This window comes from Pseudoalteromonas sp. P1-9, from assembly GCF_001399975.1.
Taxonomy (GTDB): Bacteria; Pseudomonadota; Gammaproteobacteria; order Enterobacterales; family Alteromonadaceae; genus Pseudoalteromonas.
Window position 1 is genome coordinate 1 of record NZ_LKBD01000041.1, and the last position, 17882, is coordinate 17882.

General features: G+C 42.3%; 15 protein-coding genes. 2 read left to right on the plus strand and 13 right to left on the minus strand.

What is annotated here, in order from left to right; all coding sequences use genetic code 11:
• The first annotated feature begins 301 nt into the window (after window positions 1-301).
• Entirely contained in the window at window positions 302-1192 is an 891-nt protein-coding gene (gene yvcK, locus AN214_RS18525) for a gluconeogenesis factor YvcK family protein (protein WP_054981062.1), read from the plus strand.
• Here yvcK and AN214_RS18530 read toward each other — a convergent pair.
• Window positions 1189-1506, minus strand: coding sequence for an Hpt domain-containing protein (locus AN214_RS18530; protein WP_054981063.1), 318 nt, complete (start codon window positions 1504-1506; stop codon window positions 1189-1191). The genes yvcK and AN214_RS18530 overlap by 4 nt on opposite strands.
• Before the next feature lie 25 nt (window positions 1507-1531).
• Here AN214_RS18530 and AN214_RS18535 point away from each other — a divergent pair, with 25 nt between their 5' ends.
• Window positions 1532-2539 (plus strand): glycosyltransferase family 4 protein, encoded by a 1008-nt coding sequence (locus AN214_RS18535; protein ID WP_054981064.1) that lies wholly within the window; start codon window positions 1532-1534, stop codon window positions 2537-2539.
• A 17-nt stretch (window positions 2540-2556) separates the two neighbouring features.
• Here AN214_RS18535 and AN214_RS18540 read toward each other — a convergent pair whose 3' ends face one another.
• From AN214_RS18540 to AN214_RS18595, 12 genes are all read right to left on the minus strand, one after another.
• Window positions 2557-3990, minus strand: coding sequence for a sigma-54 dependent transcriptional regulator (locus tag AN214_RS18540; RefSeq protein ID WP_054981065.1), 1434 nt, complete (start codon window positions 3988-3990; stop codon window positions 2557-2559).
• 37 nt (window positions 3991-4027) lie between these two features.
• Window positions 4028-5497, minus strand: a complete 1470-nt coding sequence (locus tag AN214_RS18545) for a SpoIIE family protein phosphatase (protein WP_054981066.1) — start codon at window positions 5495-5497, stop codon at window positions 4028-4030.
• A gap of 2 nt (window positions 5498-5499) precedes the next feature.
• Window positions 5500-6210 carry an AAA family ATPase gene (locus tag AN214_RS18550; RefSeq protein WP_054981067.1) on the minus strand — a complete coding sequence of 237 codons (711 nt, stop codon included), beginning with the start codon at window positions 6208-6210 and terminating at the stop codon, window positions 5500-5502.
• The gene (locus AN214_RS18555) at window positions 6207-8294 is read right to left on the minus strand and encodes an SLBB domain-containing protein (RefSeq protein WP_054981068.1); all 2088 of its coding nucleotides are present in this window, start codon (window positions 8292-8294) and stop codon (window positions 6207-6209) included. Before AN214_RS18555 ends, AN214_RS18550 begins: the two co-directional genes overlap by 4 nt.
• 5 nt (window positions 8295-8299) lie before the next feature.
• A complete protein-coding gene (locus AN214_RS18560) occupies window positions 8300-9142 on the minus strand; it encodes an OmpA family protein (protein ID WP_054981069.1) in 843 nt (280 codons plus the stop codon).
• Between the two features lie 15 nt (window positions 9143-9157).
• Entirely contained in the window at window positions 9158-9481 is a 324-nt protein-coding gene (locus AN214_RS18565) for an STAS domain-containing protein (protein ID WP_054981070.1), read from the minus strand.
• A 148-nt stretch (window positions 9482-9629) separates the two neighbouring features.
• On the minus strand, window positions 9630-11423 hold the full coding sequence (locus AN214_RS18570) for a sugar transferase (RefSeq protein WP_054981071.1): 1794 nt from the start codon (window positions 11421-11423) through the stop codon (window positions 9630-9632).
• 10 nt (window positions 11424-11433) lie between these two features.
• Window positions 11434-12510 (minus strand): glycosyltransferase, encoded by a 1077-nt coding sequence (locus tag AN214_RS18575; protein WP_054981072.1) that lies wholly within the window; start codon window positions 12508-12510, stop codon window positions 11434-11436.
• Window positions 12511-12521: 11 nt separating this feature from the next.
• A complete protein-coding gene (locus AN214_RS18580; protein WP_054981073.1) occupies window positions 12522-13988 on the minus strand; it encodes a GNVR domain-containing protein in 1467 nt (488 codons plus the stop codon).
• A gap of 174 nt (window positions 13989-14162) precedes the next feature.
• Entirely contained in the window at window positions 14163-14600 is a 438-nt protein-coding gene (locus AN214_RS18585) for a hypothetical protein (protein WP_054981074.1), read from the minus strand.
• Between the two features lie 9 nt (window positions 14601-14609).
• Window positions 14610-16646, minus strand: a complete 2037-nt coding sequence (locus AN214_RS18590) for an LruC domain-containing protein (protein WP_054981075.1) — start codon at window positions 16644-16646, stop codon at window positions 14610-14612.
• Between the two features lie 121 nt (window positions 16647-16767).
• The gene (locus tag AN214_RS18595; protein WP_054981076.1) at window positions 16768-17877 is read right to left on the minus strand and encodes a glycosyltransferase; all 1110 of its coding nucleotides are present in this window, start codon (window positions 17875-17877) and stop codon (window positions 16768-16770) included.
• Window positions 17878-17882: the final 5 nt, after the last annotated feature.

Genomic DNA, 17882 nt, shown 5'->3' on the forward strand with positions numbered 1-17882 from the left:
TAGGCAACAATGAGAAAAGTGCGCTCAAAAGAACCGTTCGGCAGCGCTTGATTGGGTTTTCTACTGTGTTATCGGCTGACTCACATAGAATAACTATACCACGCAGCCTCTGCCTTGTATAAAAATCAATCTAACTGCTGCAAAAACGAACTTGAAAGTTCAACAGACCCTTATGTTATTCAGTTTAGCGAAAGTACCTGCAAGCTGCATTGCAAAATGCAAATAAAGTCATATTTTCACCTATTTTTGACTGGTACATAACTTGTATCACTTTCTGTAGAGAATTTGGCGAGGGCGTATTATGAAAATTGTATGTATAGGTGGTGGTCATGGTCTTTCACAGGTGCTCGATGCGCTAAAAAATATGCCATGTGAACTCACAGCAATTGTAACTACAACAGACAACGGTGGAAGCACAGGACGACTGCGCCAAGACCCAAGCCAAATTGCCTTTGGCGATATTCGTCGCTGCGCTGAAACACTTGGCAACCCAGAAAATATGCTCACTATTCTGAGCGAACAACGTTTTGAACAAAACAACGACTTAAATGGTCACAGTTTTGGCAATATATTATTAAGCGCGCTAAGCCAAGTCACGCATAACACCAGCGACGCCATCAAGATTTTTTGTGCCATGCTGGGGGTAAAACACACTATTTTACCCATGGCTAATGGCCCGGTAGATTTAGTGGCGACAAGTGAAAGTGGCGAGCGTGTTTTTGGCGAGTGCCACATCGACGCGCTTTCAACCTTTCCTAAGCAATTAAGTTTGTCTAAAGCGGTTGTTGCCAACCAACAAGCGGTAGAGGCGATTCTTCACGCAGATTTAATTTTACTCGGCCCTGGTAGCTTATTAACAAGTGTTATGCCTCCGCTTTTACTGAGCGATATTCGTGACGCGTTAAGTCGCACTTCAGGCTGCCGAATTTTTATTGAAAATTTGGTACCTGAACACAGCGCTGTTGACTCAATTCCGGCAAATGAACAAGTAACGAAAGCCGTGGAAATTCTTGGTTATAAATTTTTTGATGTGTGTTTAACCCCAGACGCATTTGAAGCGATGGACTTAAGAGCAATTGAAAAAGAACAGCACAGTAGCACGCATAATAAGTCGCAGTTAAAACACATTATTGAGCAATTACTGCCCTATCAAGATGACACACAGCCGAACTACAGTATTAAAGTGCATTAGGAAATGGGTATTGCAGCCATGGTGGCACTGTGTATTTCGGGTAGTAATGCACGCTCAGCAAAAAAGGCAGTGTCGTTATTTTTGGCATGGGCCTCAAGGGTTTCTGCAAGGGCACCAAGTTGGTCTGCACCGTATGAACGAGCACAGCTTTTTAAACTGTGGCTAAAACGCACAGCGTCGTTATCGAGGGTTGTAACTGCCATAATCTGTTCGGTGAGTTTGGTTGCTTCACTTTTAAAAACAGCGAAAAGTTGGCCTAAAACATCTTTACCAACGTCGGCTTCAAGTTGTTTTACAGTTGTTTGATTAAACATAGCATTCCTTATTGGGGAGGTATTTATGCGAAATCTTGTGCTCTTCTTAGATTCTAGCCTATTTGGCGGCATTGAATCGCATATTGTTGAATTAGTGAAACTAATGCAGCGTAACAACGTACCTGTGTCAGTACTGTTTTACCAAGATCATCACAATATGCAACTCTATAAATTACTTGAAGCCTTAAATTGCGCTTACCAATGTTTAGATGGCAAACCACTTAGCTTGCATCATTATTTAAAACAGCACAGCAACACAGTGTTGCATACCCATGGTTACAAAGCGGGCATTATTGGTAGACTTACTTGCAAAGTAACCGGAAACTTATGTATTTCAACATATCATGCCGGTGAAAAAGGCGCAGGCCGAGTAAGGCTATACAATTGGCTTGATCATCTCACCAGTGGTTTTTCGCAAAATTTGGTTGTTGCTCAACATCTTAAAAACACGGTTAAAAACAGTGAATTTATTGCTAATTTTATCGTGCCAAACAACCCTAAACTTAAACAGCCCAATAGCGTATTGAATATTGCCTTTGTTGGCCGGCTATCATATGAAAAAGGGCCCGACCGTTTTGTCGCGCTGGCGCAGCATTTCACTCAGCAACCGCGTTTACAATTTCATATCTATGGTGACGGCGATATGGCGTCTGAGCTTAAACGTAATGCTCCAAAGAACATACAGTTTCACGGTCATCAAAGTGATAAGTCACTTTGGCAATCAATTGATGTATTAGTTATTTGTTCACGTGAAGAAGGGTTACCAATGGTGCTGTTAGAAGCCATGGACAATAAAATAGTGTGCATTGCTAATCGAGTAGGCGCCATCGACAGCGTAATTGCACATAATCAAACCGGGCTGTTAACCGATGACCAAACCCAAGTCGCACTGGTTAATCGCTTAAAAACATTATTGTTTATGTCGCAGCAAGAACGTAATTACTTAATTAAAAATGCCACCAGCAAATTGCACCGCTTTTACTCAGGTCGCGAGCAATTTACTCAACTCAGTAAATTGTATTTCAAACCGTAAAGGTCAACACGTTCTCGTTAACTAATAACACCTTGCTCTTCCATTTGATCCCAAGTTTTCATTTTTCGGTAGATGGTGGAAGGGCTAATATCTAAAAGCGCTGCAGCTTTTGGCACATTATCGTTGCACGAAGCTATCGCTTTTTCGATATAACGCTTTTCAACTATCCACAAAGGTTCAATATCGGAGCTGCGTAACAGGTTAGTGGTTTCGATACTCGCGGCAGTTGATTGCGGCGTCATATTTGCCATTGGCTGCACAGCAACCATTGGCTCTGTTGACATACTACTTTGTGGGAATGGCGGAAACATGCGTTTTTCTATCCACGGTTGGCTATTCAGTACCACGGTGTTGCGGATCATATTTTCAAGCTGGCGTACATTGCCAGGCCAACTGTAGGCCATTAAATGCTGTTTAGCATCATCACTTAGCCCTTCGAACGTTTGGCCTTCTTCTTTAGCAATACGTGAAAACAACGCCTCGGCTATTTGAATCACATCAGTACCGCGCTGACGCAATGGCGGCAACTGAACAGGGATCACATAAAGTCGATAATACAAGTCTTCGCGAAAACGCCCTGCTTGCACTTCAAGCCATGGGTCGCGATTGGTTGCGCAGACAAATCTTACATCAACCTGTTGTTGTTGCTCACTGCCGACCTTTTGAAAGCAGCCAGTTTGAATAAAACGCAGCAATTTACTTTGTAAATTGAGATCCATTTCACACAATTCATCAAGAAACAGGGTGCCTCCGTCAGCCATGCCTGCGGCACCTTCTCGAGAGTTTGTTGCGCCGGTAAACGCGCCTTTTACGTGACCAAAAATTTCACTTTCAATCAAATCTTTTGGAATCGCCGCACAGTTTATCGCGATAAATGGTTTTTTACTGCGTTCACTGCATTGATGAACCGCGCGCGCGCACAGCTCTTTACCGGTACCACTTTCACCTGTGATAAATACCGTCGCTTTACTGTTAGCGGCATTGCTGATGATTTGATAAACCGATTGCATTGGCGCTGAGCTGCCAATCAATTCACAAAATCGACCGTTTTCAAAACGTGATTGGTATTTTTCAACGGTTTCACTCAGCGAGTTAAGCTTTAATGCGTTATTAACTGTGATGCGAAAACGCTCAGCATCAACGGGCTTTTCAATAAAATCGGCAGCGCCGTAACGAATGGCATCAACCGCCATTTCTTTACTGGCATGGGCGGTTAGTACCACGACTTTTGGTCTATCGTTAACGGGAAGTTGCGCTAAAATGTCCATGCCACTCATATCGGGCAGCATAACATCTAGCATGATCAGATCAGGTTTGTTGCTTGCTAAATAATCTAAGGCCTCTTGTCCTGTGTACGCGACATTGCTGTGCATACCAGTGGGAATAAGGTATGACTGGTACAACAGCGCTAACGATTCCGTATCTTCGACAATTAAGATCTTATTTGGCATAGGCAAACTCCTGATCACATTTAAGTATTTCCTTCTTCTAATTAAGTACTAGTAGAGACGAATCGTCAATTTCTTTTGATAATCTTGGCAAACATTTATACCAAAGTTGACTTAAATCTGTGCCTATTGCGCTTATATTAGCAGTGTTAATCGCCTCAACTAGCTGCTGTAGCTCAAAGCAATTTTCATGATTTTCAAACAAACCATCGGTCGCCATTACCAATGAATGGCCGTGCTCGAGCTGATAACATTCGCTGTGATATTCATAGCCTCGATCGAGCCCAAGTAAGGGTTGGCTGTTGCCGATGTTTGTTACTGTTTGCAGCTCGGATAACACAATCGGTAGCGGATGCCCTGCGTTAATTAGCGAGATATTGCGCTCGGTAATTTCCAATGCGATAAACGTAACAAGGCTCTGCTGCATAAACTCTTGGTTAGGTAAGCTCTTTGCCAATCCGTTTACAAAATCAGCAAGTGAATCAAATGGGCAGTTAAGTAAACCCAGTATGTACCCTTTTAGTTGCAGCGCAACGCGGTTTGCACTTTCGCCATGGCCCATAACATCGCCAAAGAACACGTAGCTGTGATGGTCTTTTTTTACCGATACTAAAACATCGCCGCCACTTCCCGCAGCAACATTGCCAAATGAAATTGCCGATAGCGCTCCGAGCTCAAATTGATCTTTGTGGGCTGACAACTCGCCTTTTGAAATATTAACCGAACGTGAGACACAACGGCTTTTTACTCGCTCACAAACGATTTCTAACTGCTCTTTTTTTACAGGCTTAACTAAATAGTCATCAACACCACATAAATGGGCCTTTAGCATGGTCTCTCGACTACCATCGCCCGAAATCACCACAATACCAATATTGTTTAGATGACTTAGCTGTTTGATGTTAGAGATAAATTCATCGGCCAGCATGGCGTTTAAGTTCATATCAATTAATAGCAAATCAACATTGTGCGCCATCAAATATTGATACGCTTGATGCTCGTCCGTAAAAGCGTGACAGTCATAATCACGCTCTAAATAGGCGTTTACGAGCTGTAAGCTGGCGTGTTCATCATCAATAATTACGACACGGTTTTTCACTTTTTTAAGCGGAAAGGCAAAGCTAAAATGATTTTTACCGTGTTTTTCAAAATAACGAAAATCAGGAAAATAATGTTCGATTAACGCAAGCCCCATTCCCCCTTCGCGTAGTTCGCCATCTGCGAGGTCGGTATGTTGGCCTTTTGAAGTCGTTGGGTGAAAATAACTAGTTGGATCGATTAACTCAATTTTAATGCTGTTGAGCGTGCGCCCTATGACTAAGGTAACCGCTTCGTCCTCCCCTTCACTGTGGCGAATAAGATTAGTTAAATATTCAGTGACAACAAGGCCGGTGTTATCAATATCGTCGTTTTCAACATCCATAGTTGCAAGCAAGGTGAGTAAAATTTCACGCACTGAATGTAAGGTCGACCAAATTAAGTTAAAGCGCCTGTAAAACAATACATTCATTATTACACCCCTTGAAACAACCACTGCTGGCGATTAACGATATTGATCAGACGATGTTTCACTTTAGGTAATCGTCTAAAGCGGCGATTAATGCTGTCAATCAAACGCTCCCCAAGTGGTGGCATATACATTTGACTCACCACAATTTCAAAGCGCTTGCAGTGAGCCGATTTTAATTCACTAATTACCGCATCGAGTGTCTCTTGTGTTGTTTTACCAAGGGCAATATCTAACAGCAATAAATCGGTTACCGACATTAATAAATGAAGCGGAAAATTCGCGTGATTGCGTTTACAAATTGGCGACATATCAAACAAAATATAGTCGAACTCTTGTTTCAGCATCAGAACCGCCATATCAAACACGTCTTTTTCGCGCACGAGCGCTAAGTCTTGTAATTGCGTGATGCTTAAAAAGTAAAAGTCATCTATCGATTGCGCATTTAGCTGACAGCTAATATCACCAAATGACCATTTGGCTAATGCATTTGGCATACTAACAAGATCTTTCCCTGTTAGTGGGTTACAGGTGTTTAGATCAATCACCAAAACCCGTTCATTACGCCCGCTTAAACGTTTCGCCACACTGATTGCCAAAGACGTGGCACCTGAGTGACCATTCGGTGATGCAAATGCAATACAACGTGCTTTTTCACTGTTAATAGACTCAAAAATAAGCTCAAGCTCTTGATACTGTTTTGGAATAATTCTCATAAGCTCACCGCCAATGCAATTACTGTTAAAATGTCGACTAATGAGTTTTTAGCACGCTGAGTAAAATCTTGACCTTGATCTGGAATATAGACCGTATCGCCTGCGCGCAGCAGCGGAATATTCGCTGAATTAGGCTGTTTGATAAACTTCTCTAAATCGAAGCGGCGCGATTGCTCTTTGCAACAGCCATGGTTAATTACCACAATTTTACTGATTAAGGCATCGGAAGTCGGTCCGCCTGCCTCGGCTAATACGTCAAGCAATGACATTGAATCATCAAAGCTATAGCGACCTGGCTGTTTAATCGCGCCCATAATGCGCACTACTTGGTCTTTTGGTTGACGTAACCAGTCTTTGCTTTTTTCCGGTACGAAAATCGTATCGCCCGGTAATACGCGAGGGAATAAGGTTTCGTCGCCAGTTTCAAAGTATAGTGCTAAGTTAAGTTTACTCACGCGCGATTGCGTGCCGTTGCGATGTGTCACACGGATGTTGCGTAAGTCGGCATCGTCCGTAGGGCCATCTGCCGCAGAGATAATATCAAGAAAATGTAACGACTTATCAAATGCATAGCGACCCGGTGCGCCAACCTGCCCTAACACATAAATAGAACTTTTCGCATCTTGACGCACCCACTGCGACTTATTGTCTTTCGGGTCGTGTGGCAACTCTTCAACAATAATGGTATCACCAGCAATAATCGTTGGTAGTGGGTAGCTGTCACCGTCGCTATTGGCATATTCATCTAAACTAAAGCGCTGTAGCAGCTGGCCTTGGCGAATGATTTTAATATCGTTTACATTAGCACCTTTTGTTGGCCCCCCTGCATGGGCAAATAAATCGGTAAAGTCCATTTCGTTACTCCATTCGTAACGACCTGGATGATGGATTGCGCCCATAATTTTAACTGCACGAGTCGGCGCTACTTTTAGCCAGCTCTTTTCATTTAAATCGGTTTTCTCGGGAACAAAAATCACATCGCCAGGCGCAATATCAGGGATCGACATAGACTGATAACCTTCGCTATATGCTTGTAAGTCGAACAGAACATTATTACCTGCTGGGGTTAATATTTTGATTTGGCGGGTTTCAGCAAACCGTGTTGGACCGCCTGCATTTGCTAGGATATCCAAAAAGCCAATTTGATTGCTCGCCTCATAAGCACCCGGCTTTTGCACTTCGCCCATAATGTAGACGGTGCGCGCTGTGGTGTTAACATCATCTACCATAATCGGCACAAAAATCGTGGTGCCCGCGCCAATTTTTGGCAGCAAGCTAGTATCGCCTGAATCCAAGTACTGCTTCAAATCAAAGATAGTTGGCGTGTTGTTTTGAATAACGCGAATTTTAGTTACATCGGCGTAACGTGTTACGCCCTCAGCACGCATTAACGCATCAATAATATTCATATCTGGTTTATACGAAAAACTACCAGGGCTGTGCAGTTCTCCAAATAATGTTACTGCTTGGCCTTGGCCGTCGGCATCGCCTGCGCTTGAAAGTGTTTGCGCATCAAAGTCTATTTGCACATTACCTAAAAGCGGTGACACAGGTACAAACACTGTATCGCCTGAGCGTAATTTAGGTAATAAGGCTACATCTCCGCTATCAAGATACGCTTTGTAATCGAACGTAGTGGTGGTGTCATCGCGGCGAATTTGCAGTTTATTAAGCTGGGCCCCTGGCTTAATGCCATCGGCTTTTGCAATCACCATTTGAATATTGCCATTAGCAGGAATACTTACTTGCGAAGGGTTATTTACATAGCCAAGCACAGTAACCAGTAAATCGCGTGAACGCACTTCTAAATAAAACTTACCGAGCGCTTTGTACACACCGGCAAGCTTAAGTTTAACTTCTGATTCAGCACGATTAGGCGTTTTACCTGCAAGTTTTACTTTGCCAATTTCAGGCAGTTCAACAAAGCCTTTATCGTCAACTTCAAAGGTACTCTCAAATTCAACTTCACCTGGTACATTAAAATAGATTTTATTACCTACTTCAATCACCGCATCGTCGTCATTGGCAGCAAGCGAAAAGCTTAAAAACCAACACAGTAGTATTAAATAAATAGTGAATTTCATGACGATCACTCCTTATCTTCCAAAGCGCTTGTCCATTCGGTCAAAGGCTTTACCTTAGTAAGTTCTGCGGCTTTTGCCGAGGTTGCAAGAATATAGGCATTTACACGACGATCTGAGTGCTGCTTTTGCGCTGTTTCACCTTCGTTACTAAATGGCACTTGTGCACCTTGCGCTAACGTATTGACCTGCTCGGGGTTCACACCATAAAGGGTTAACCAGCTTTTTACGCTTTCAGCACGTTTGTATGCCAGTTCAAAATTACTTACTTTGCTGCCTTTAATATCGGTGTGCCCCACCAATAACACTTGTGTTGCAGGTAACATTTTCAATAGTTCAGCACTTTGCGTTAATCGCACACGGTATTTTGGGGTCACTTCAAAACTATCAAAAGCAAACTGATTATCGCTATTAAGCAAATTTTCCAATTTCGTTAATAATTTTTGGTCATCATTTTTGCTTTCAGCAATACAGTGCGTATTACTGATCACACGCTCAAAGTGATTCTCTAGCTGTTGTAACTGATGATAAAAGGTACGCATATCTAGTTGCGCTTGCGAGTACATATCCGCAGCTATTGTGCGGTTAATTCGCGTCAACATTAACTCGGCTTGATAGAGCTGCCCGGGCATACAGTGCTTGATACCTCGACTTTTTAGCCAGTCGAGCTTTAAAGAAAGGTGCTCGAATTCATTCATCACTTGAAATGGCAACGCACTTTCGAAGCCATCAATATTTTGTGGTGCATCAGGATGGTAAAGTTCTGCCCAACCACCTCGACCTTCTTCAGGCCATGTAGTACATCCAGAACAAATACCAACAACACAGGCAATAGGCAGTAACTTATCCATAATGGCATTCCTTATTTAAGCAGCAGCTGAGCTAATAAATGGAATGGTGGCGTCAACACGTAACAGCTTCATTAGCTTTTCCGGTTGACCTGACACATCAAGCAGCGACATTGAAATGCCACGCTGTTCAATGCGTTTGAACAAAAACACCATGGCACCAATACCTGACGAATCGATAAATTCGGTATTGCCAAAATCAAGCACCACCGAATCATGCTGTGTCGCAGCAAAACACTCAAAATGCTCGCGATATTTATCTACATTTAAGCCCGAAAAATCATGCGGAAGCTCAACCGTTAAGGTGTTTTCTTGCTCTTTAGTGGGAAGTAAGTTGTTCATAATCATATCCTCTTTTGAGACTATGACTAATAACAACCAAATAGAGTGCCAAAATTTATTTACTTAAATTTCAGTAGGTTAAATTTTAAAAAATGTTTTAAATAGCAAAATGCAACAAGCTAGACGCAGCTCGTTGCATTTTGCAATGCTATTGTCCTTTACCAAGTACCACTACCTTAATGGTTTTAAATAAGATGTCACATTCCATTTTAAGCCAGGTTGAAAACCGCGACATTGATAACACGTACGAATAATCCCACGCAATTTTGTTGCGTACATCTTCTACACTTTCATCATAGCCATTCATCACTTGAGCAAGCCCCGAAATACCAGGTTTAATGCCATAGGTACGCTGAATAAAATACGGAATTTCACGCTCTAATTTAGTGTAAAAGCTCGGACGTTCTGGGCGCGGGCCAATCAGCGACATATCACCTTTTAGTACATTCCAAAACTGTGGTAATTCATCAATGCGAGTTTTTCTTAAAAAGCGACCAACACGGGTAATACGAGGATCGTTACCCTGTGCCCACACGGCGCCGGTTGCTTTTTCTGCGTCAAAACGCATGCTGCGCAGCTTGTAAACATAAATTAAATCGGTTCTATCTTCGTTAATACGCCCGACACGTAATTGCTTATAAATTACGCCTCCTTTTGAATCGAGTTTAATCGCAATACCAGCAAGCATTATGATTGGCGAGAATAAGGTTAAACCAACCACTGCGCCGATAATATCAATACTGCGTTTACAAAACGCAATCATTGAAACTCCAGGTTTAGATGACGACACTCTGCGCCAAGCTGTTTTGTATCGAGAAAGTGATACAATGCCAATCAAGCCCGCTAAGTAACTGGTTATTACATAGTTAACGGAATCAATTAAAGGTAAGGCTGTACGCCATTTAAACATCGCTTTTATCACCCCAATTAGGTTGATAAACAGCATGCTGCCAAGCAGCAATTGCGCCGCGATATCACCTAACACAGCTAACATAGTTAATGCGGCAAGTGCGCCAAACAGCATTACGGGCATGACTCCACGCAGTACTTTATTAGAAAAAAAGCTGAACGTTTGCGCCAAACTAAACTGGTTTACACGCTTGAATATAGTGTTTAATTGCTGCCAATTTCCCGCGCCAATACGAATACGACGGCTGAAATCTTGTGTTTGATTGTCTTGTTCGCATTCGATGATGGCAATCTGATCGTTAAAACTGGCGCATTGCTCTTTACCAAGCGCTGACACCAACTGCACAAAGTCATCGTTAATGGTTTTTGATAAAAGTGGTGTAACCTTCTCTGCACGCATGGCGAACATGGCTCCAGCAAACCCATTCACTGCACCAAGTTGCCCTTCAAGTCGACGTACGGCGTTTTGATATTGCCAGTACTTATCTAAACAGCCATGCACTGAACTCTTTGGTAAATAGTTACCTGAAACCGCAACAACGTCTTTATTAACCATTGATTTAGCCACTTGCTCAAGGCAGTTAACACTCATCAATGCGCTTACATCAGTGAAAACAATAATGTCGTACTCATCGCGATAACGTTTTATTAGGGTATTGAGCGCATTCACTTTACCCGCGTTCACGGCAATTTCATCGTATGTACAATAAATAAATTGCTCGTGTAAATTCGCGCTAACACGTTTTACAACATCAGCCGTTGCATCAGTGCAGCCATCACCGACAATATGAATACCCATTTTATCATTTGGATAAAGCTGCGAAGCCAAATTATGCAGTTTTTCTTCGATGTAATCGGCCTCATTGTATGCCGCGATAAAAACCCCAATCGACGGCGTTTCTCGATGGCTAAGCGGCGTGTCGTCAATCACCTGTTGCGGCGCTTTTGCCGCCAACATCGCCAGCAACTTAGGATAAATAAAATGATGGTAAATAAATAAAACTGCAACAAATATTATGATAAACCAAAGCATAATTAACTCCTTATACCATCGCGTGTTGATAGATTTTGTTGTAACGATTTGCCATCACTTTTAGTGTTGCTTGTGATAACGCATATTGACGAATACGAGTGCCATAATTCAGTGAAAGTGCTTTTAATAAATTTGGCGCAAGTAACTGTTCTTGATTTATAGGTAATACAAACCCATGTGGTGTATTCACAACCTCGCTAATCCCCCCCACATCACTGGCAACGACGGGGCGATTACAAGCCATCGCCTCTAAAATCGATAGTGGCAACCCTTCTCGCTCTGAGTACAAGCAAAACACATCAATCGCCGAGTAAAAGCTTGGCATATCCGATACACACCCAAGCCAGTAAACCCTATCTGCAACACCAAGTTGTTCCGCATACGCTTTCATTTTCTCAAGTTGACTGCCGCTACCGGCAAACACCATATGTACCTTATAAGGCAGTGTTGTAAGCGTTCGCAACATGGACTTGTGGCCTTTACCCTCTTCAACACGGGCGGCACAGCCAATTAGCGTGTAATTATGTGGTAGCCCTAATTTGTTACGAGCGCTGTAACGAGAGATTGGCGTAAAGTAGTCGGTATCAATACCATTGTGCACCACATGAGCAGGTTTAATTTTGGCTTGTTTTTGAGCAAGCTCTGCGACCGCTTTTGCATCTGCCACTATGGTAATTGGGGTACATTTGCCAATCGCTTTAGTGAACATACGGTATTTGAAATCCGTTAAATACCACGCATCATGCAGGGTATGAATATGCTGTATTTTGGGTCTTAGCATTTTGGCTAAACTGGCGTACAACATGGGGCCAATATGGTGGCTGTGAATTACGTTAATATCAAACTTATCAATAAGAGCAACGAGCTTTTTAACTGTTTGCCAACTCACGCCCGGCGCTTTATTTAAACAGTAAAAGTTGTTTAATTCTTCGAGTTGAGGCCATGCTTTAATCGCCCCTTTTTTAGTGCCTTCCATCGCTACTAAAAACATTTTAGAATTTGTTATTTCACTACAGCACAGGCCAAATGCCATTTTTTCAAGTCCTCCCACCTGTGGGTGCTGAATCAGTTGAATAATGTTATTCATAATGCCTCCAATTAGTCGATTCGATGTACAGTGACATCGTTCACAATGGGTAATTTGGTTAATACGCGTTGCCCTGCAATCGTTTCTATCGTTGCTTCATCGCGTACACGTAAATCGGTGATCATGGCAACAAATGTGAGTGCTGCTGCGCTAAATAGGCCAAGTACAATGCCCAGAATGATGCTTACCACCAACGACTGATTAATCGGTGATGTTGGGCTGTATGCACGTTCAATGGTTTTTACTTTATCAGGGCCCTCATAGCGCACTAATTGCCCTGTCACTTTTGACATTTCATAACGCTCAAGCATTTCGGAATACAAGGTTTGTTTCACTTGATAATCCCGTTGCAGTTGGCGCAGTGCTTTATCAATTTCGCTTGAACTTGAAAGGCGTGTTGATACAACCGATAGCTGTTCGCTTAGCATCTCAATTTCATTCTTTAACTGTGCGACATTATTTTCAGCTTCTTCCAAGGTAATAAGCTGCGCAACCAGTAATGCACTGTCTTTGGCGTTAGCACCTAACGGTAAACTGTTAGCGATTTGCCACAGTGAATCTAAATCAGCCTCTTCAAATGGCTTTGCTTGACTTTCCATTTCTTGCTTGCGAATTTGTAAGGTTTCCAGTTCGCGTAATTTAGCCTGAACCTTGCTATGCTGATCTGTGTAACGGGTGCGCAATAGCGCAATATCCGCCTCAATACGCATAATGCTATCAACTAAGCGGCCTTTTACAGGATTCGCTTTGGCAAGTTGCTTTTTGAGTGTTGCTAGGCGTGCTTTTGCGCCGCTTAGGTCGACTAGTTTTTGCTGTTTTTCTTGCTCTAAACGCGCCAGGGTATCTTGATTCACATTCAATAGTTCAGGCAGCGCTTCACGATTATCACGCTTAAACTTTGCTAATTTATCTTCAGCAAGTTCAAGTTGCAGGCGTAGCTCTTCAAGTTGGTTTTTCAAAAATGTTTCTGACGTATCAAGGGATGCTTTGGTTGGCGCTAACAAACGCTCAATAAATTTCTCAACCAGTGCTTCAAGCACTGGTTTCATTTGTTCGCGTTTGTTCCATTTAAAGTGAATGCGCACTAACTCATCACCCACCAGTGAAATTGAAATGGCACTGGCTAGTTTTTGCTGCATTTTTTCAACTTCAAGTTGATTGGTTAAGTCATCCACTAAACCAACCTCTTTTACTACTTCAGTTAAATTTTTACGACTCAGTACCAAAGTGCGTAGCGCATCCATACGGGCCGATAGTTCAAACGAGAACTCAAGCTCATCTAAGAAAGGATTTAATAACGCTGACTCTTCAATCAAAATAGTCGCGTGATTGGTATATTGCTTTTCACTGCTAAGTGAAATTGCAATCACTGCAATCGGCACAATGATCATCGGTAACGCAATAAGCTGCCAGCGCTCATACATGGTGTATAAGGCTAGGTAGATAAGCTTTTTAATTTGCGCAATCGTAAAAACCATTTCTAATCCTAATTCGCAAATTGCAACGCAATTTAGCGATTTGCTATATCAAAATGTGAAAAACACCGTTTTTTCACCCCTTTGATATAACTATCGCAAGTTCAGCGCCAACTATTGGCAAACATAAAAAAAAGCGCCATATTGGCGCTAAAATCGAGGGAGTAAATTGAATATTTAGTTAATTAACCAGCTTTGCTGTGATTGGCTTTCATCAAACTGCCATTCATAGTTAAGCGGTGCCATGCTCGTATCGTAAAACCAAATTTGCGCTTTTAGCTTCTGATCCTGATGGGGTACTACAAACGAAAGGTCTAGCCCTTCGCTATCAAGTGGTGCTCTTACGAAGCAGGTATCGGCATTAATTAACAAGGCATCTGCTTGGCAAATATTTATAAACGCTCTTTCATTTACTAAGTTTGCTGCAACATTAAGCGCTACATTTACATCTGTTTTAAAGTCAAACTCTGGCGCCACATTGAGTGCTGCAGTTCCCTGAGCTTCGTTATCATCTGAATTAGCTGTCGCTGCTGGCGGCGTCACAGGTGTACTATCACCACCTCCACCACATCCAGTTAAAATATAAGCAATTGATAACACTAATAACTGTTTCATATCATTCTCCTAATTCTGAACCGAGTGTTGACCAACTGCTGAACGAAACCAATTTGTATTGGCACTGCCCGCACTTTCTGCAAACCCGCCAAACTCGGGATATGCCAGTAACATATCAGTGCTTTCTTTAGGGTGGTTCCAGCTGGTACCAATAATTAATGCCCAAGGCAAGCCATTAGCAGTTTGAAAATTGCCATAGGTGCTCGACATATCATCGCCTTGATCAAAGTAATCGGTGTTAAAGGCTTCTGTTGGTGTGTGGTTTTTGAGATGCACTTCCCATGCTCGTGCATTATTACTATCAACGAACGGCCCATGATCAAAACCATTTACGGCAAAGATAAAAGGGCTAACTCCACTTATCAGTGACGCACTGTCAGTGACAGTATTTTTAAACGGTAAGGTAACGCTAAATGGAATAGGTTGTTGATTCAAACAACCCGACTCCGTTCTAAAGTACTTACATCCAGATTGCGTATTTGCAATCACTTTAGTGTCATCAAGCGCTATTAATATCGCTTCATTGCGTCCTGCTTCTAATGGGTTTTTAGCTATTTGCTGGCCATTAATTGTTAAACGAACAAGCGGTTCATCTACCTGGTTTCGCGCAATATTCGCAAAGCGAAATGCAAACGCATTATGATAGCTTGCTCCAACCGCAAGTAACTCTCCATCAATTTTAAAACGCACCACTTGGTTGCCTATCTGGCTTTTGAAAATACGGTATTTCACCACTACGTCATTAAAGTCATAGTCACCTTGTTGCGGCCATAAATCTTCAAATGCAGCTGTTTGCCATGCAGTTGTTGTTTCGACAACACCACTGGCGACAATTGACACACTTATATCTTCGACCTCCCCACTATCAACACCACCTAAAGGAGAGATTGATGGGGTATTTGATACTCTAAAACGTGCCCAAGTTGTTCCCTCTCTCGCATCTATAGGTACTTCGACTAAGACACGATTTTCACCCAGAGTGCCTAGGTGCTCCGTAATGATCTGTTCAGATTCATCAAATTGGCCATTGCCGTTCCAGTCAACCCACGCATTTACATAGCCAGGCGCTGAAAGGCGATAAGAAACTAAGGTATCTAAGCCGGTTTCAAGTCCTGTTACAAAATTAACACCATCATCGTCATCAACTTGATTAGGTGTGTGCTCGGCACTCACGCCATTACCAAAGTACAGATTCCCTTTTCCATGGCGTGCGCCATTGGCACTTATTGACGTTGCATAACTATCGGGTGCATCACCATAATCAAGGGTTGGTGCTTCGCTTTCGTCAATTATTGGCGCAGTAGCACAACGGGCACCATCGTTATTGCCTGAGCTTGGTCCGTATGCAAATAAGGTTGTTGAAGTTGGGACGTTTATATCAATACGAAAGATGTGTCCATCGCTATTGCGACTAATATATAAGTAACCTTCAACATCAAAGTAAACAGCACCGAATGTACCTGTCACGCCAGTGAAACCAAGATTAAAACTACTGCCCGTCATCACATCAATGGCAATCAAGTTACCTCGATTATCGACACTGTATGCAAGGTTTTCATCAGGATGAAACGCTAGGTCAAAAATATTCAGGCTAAGGCTACTACCGTCAATAACCTTTGACGCAACAAGATAATCACTATCGTTTTCATCGAGCACAATTCGATATAAACCATAATCTGCTCCTTTTCGATAAACGTAATACGCGTTTTGTTGCACAGACACATCACCTACGTAAAAGTTAGTGTTTGGCAAACCCGACGCGTTCAGCGGCTCTAAGGCATAGTCTTTACCAATGCGACCAATATTGCCTCGACTATAATCCCAGCCATATAAATACCTGTCGTGAACACTAAAGCCAAAACCATTTACTTTTTGATTTGTGCCTACATTAGCAGCAAATCTGTTGTACGAGCCTGATACTAGGTTTACACCAAAAACAGTTGCTGTAGTGCCTTGAACTAAAAATGCTTTTGACGGACAGGTATCAAACGGTGCCGCGCTACTTCCTGCGGCAATAAATAATAAACTGACAATTGAGCTTTTCATTTATGTCTCCTAACTTTGAGCCTATTGAACGTTGAGCTGCAATTTAGAAACCAGAATTAATAAATTGATTTATATAGAAAAAACAAATGGGAAAACAAAAAGCGTTGCAATATGCAACGCTTTACTCAATTTGCTCCAGCACAAATGCTGCTTTTTGTTTCCAGCTGTGTCTTACAACGTGCTGCTGTGACGGTGTGCGCCAATCGAGAAAGGGGTTTTTAGATATCACCATCGCGTGATCAACTCGGGCAATAAACCCAGCGTGATCTTTCCCAATGAGCACCATGTCTTTGTAGCGTTCAACCGCGGGAAAATGGGTTGACACAACAGGTTTACCCGCGGCTAAATATTCTTTTAATTTTAGAGGGTTACACGCTTTTATTTGACCATTATCTAAAAACGGTAACAATGATACTTGCCAATGCTGAGAAAAACTCGCTAATTGATGATGAGCAATTTGCGAAATATAAGTGACATTCGGTAAAGCAACGAGCGCGCTAATATCAATATCAGCCTTTCCAATCAGTACCAAATGATAATTTGGCCTCGCTTTGGCAAGCTTTATTAACAAATCGACATCTAGCCACTTTGAGATTGAGCCATAAAAACCAATTACATTACTCAAGTTATGAAGCTGTGAATGTGGCTTTTTGATATCACTAAATAAATCATAATCAACGCCGTGTTCGAGCATTTGCGTTTTATGTTTGGGCATTTTATCGAGCAGCACCTTACTCACAACATAGATGTTGTGTGCCATGTGAATAAGGCGCTCTTCGCTTGCTTTTACCAAGTCATAATCGACTCCTGCCAAGCTGGAAAAATCATCGCCACAATAATAAATTAAGCGGTCTTGTGGGCGCAGTTGAATCATATTGATGGCGGTTGGCACACTGACCCAATAGATAATCGGTTCATGGGACGACAGGTCAAGCGTTTTGGTAACTTGACGCTTATTAAAACGCGTCGCCCACTTGTTATCATGCCAAGGCAAAATTAGGGGATTACGCGCTGCAACGGGTAGTTTGTCGCTCGGTGCTTTAACGTTTCCAGCCATCATCAATTTAACCTTACCCAACACACGCTTAATATCGGTAAAATTAATTTTAGGTTTGCGCATGCCTACGGAGTTAAACCAAGTTACATCGTATCGCTCGGCAATCACTTTAAAAATATGCTGGGTACTGCTTGGATGACGTCCCCAGTCTTCTGCAAATACGACAAATTTCATAACTT

Excerpts from the sequence above, each read along its gene's own strand:
- yvcK (WP_054981062.1), top strand. The coding sequence starts at position 302 with ATGAAAATTGTATGTATAGGTGGTGGTCATGGTCTTTCACAGGTGCTC.
- AN214_RS18530 (WP_054981063.1), bottom strand. The coding sequence starts at position 1,506 with ATGTTTAATCAAACAACTGTAAAACAACTTGAAGCCGACGTTGGTAAA.
- AN214_RS18535 (WP_054981064.1), top strand. The coding sequence starts at position 1,532 with ATGCGAAATCTTGTGCTCTTCTTAGATTCTAGCCTATTTGGCGGCATT.
- AN214_RS18540 (WP_054981065.1), bottom strand. The coding sequence starts at position 3,990 with ATGCCAAATAAGATCTTAATTGTCGAAGATACGGAATCGTTAGCGCTG.
- AN214_RS18545 (WP_054981066.1), bottom strand. The coding sequence starts at position 5,497 with ATGAATGTATTGTTTTACAGGCGCTTTAACTTAATTTGGTCGACCTTA.
- AN214_RS18550 (WP_054981067.1), bottom strand. The coding sequence starts at position 6,210 with ATGAGAATTATTCCAAAACAGTATCAAGAGCTTGAGCTTATTTTTGAG.
- AN214_RS18555 (WP_054981068.1), bottom strand. The coding sequence starts at position 8,294 with ATGAAATTCACTATTTATTTAATACTACTGTGTTGGTTTTTAAGCTTT.
- AN214_RS18560 (WP_054981069.1), bottom strand. The coding sequence starts at position 9,142 with ATGGATAAGTTACTGCCTATTGCCTGTGTTGTTGGTATTTGTTCTGGA.
- AN214_RS18565 (WP_054981070.1), bottom strand. The coding sequence starts at position 9,481 with ATGAACAACTTACTTCCCACTAAAGAGCAAGAAAACACCTTAACGGTT.
- AN214_RS18570 (WP_054981071.1), bottom strand. The coding sequence starts at position 11,423 with ATGCTTTGGTTTATCATAATATTTGTTGCAGTTTTATTTATTTACCAT.
- AN214_RS18575 (WP_054981072.1), bottom strand. The coding sequence starts at position 12,510 with ATGAATAACATTATTCAACTGATTCAGCACCCACAGGTGGGAGGACTT.
- AN214_RS18580 (WP_054981073.1), bottom strand. The coding sequence starts at position 13,988 with ATGGTTTTTACGATTGCGCAAATTAAAAAGCTTATCTACCTAGCCTTA.
- AN214_RS18585 (WP_054981074.1), bottom strand. The coding sequence starts at position 14,600 with ATGAAACAGTTATTAGTGTTATCAATTGCTTATATTTTAACTGGATGT.
- AN214_RS18590 (WP_054981075.1), bottom strand. The coding sequence starts at position 16,646 with ATGAAAAGCTCAATTGTCAGTTTATTATTTATTGCCGCAGGAAGTAGC.
- AN214_RS18595 (WP_054981076.1), bottom strand. The coding sequence starts at position 17,877 with ATGAAATTTGTCGTATTTGCAGAAGACTGGGGACGTCATCCAAGCAGT.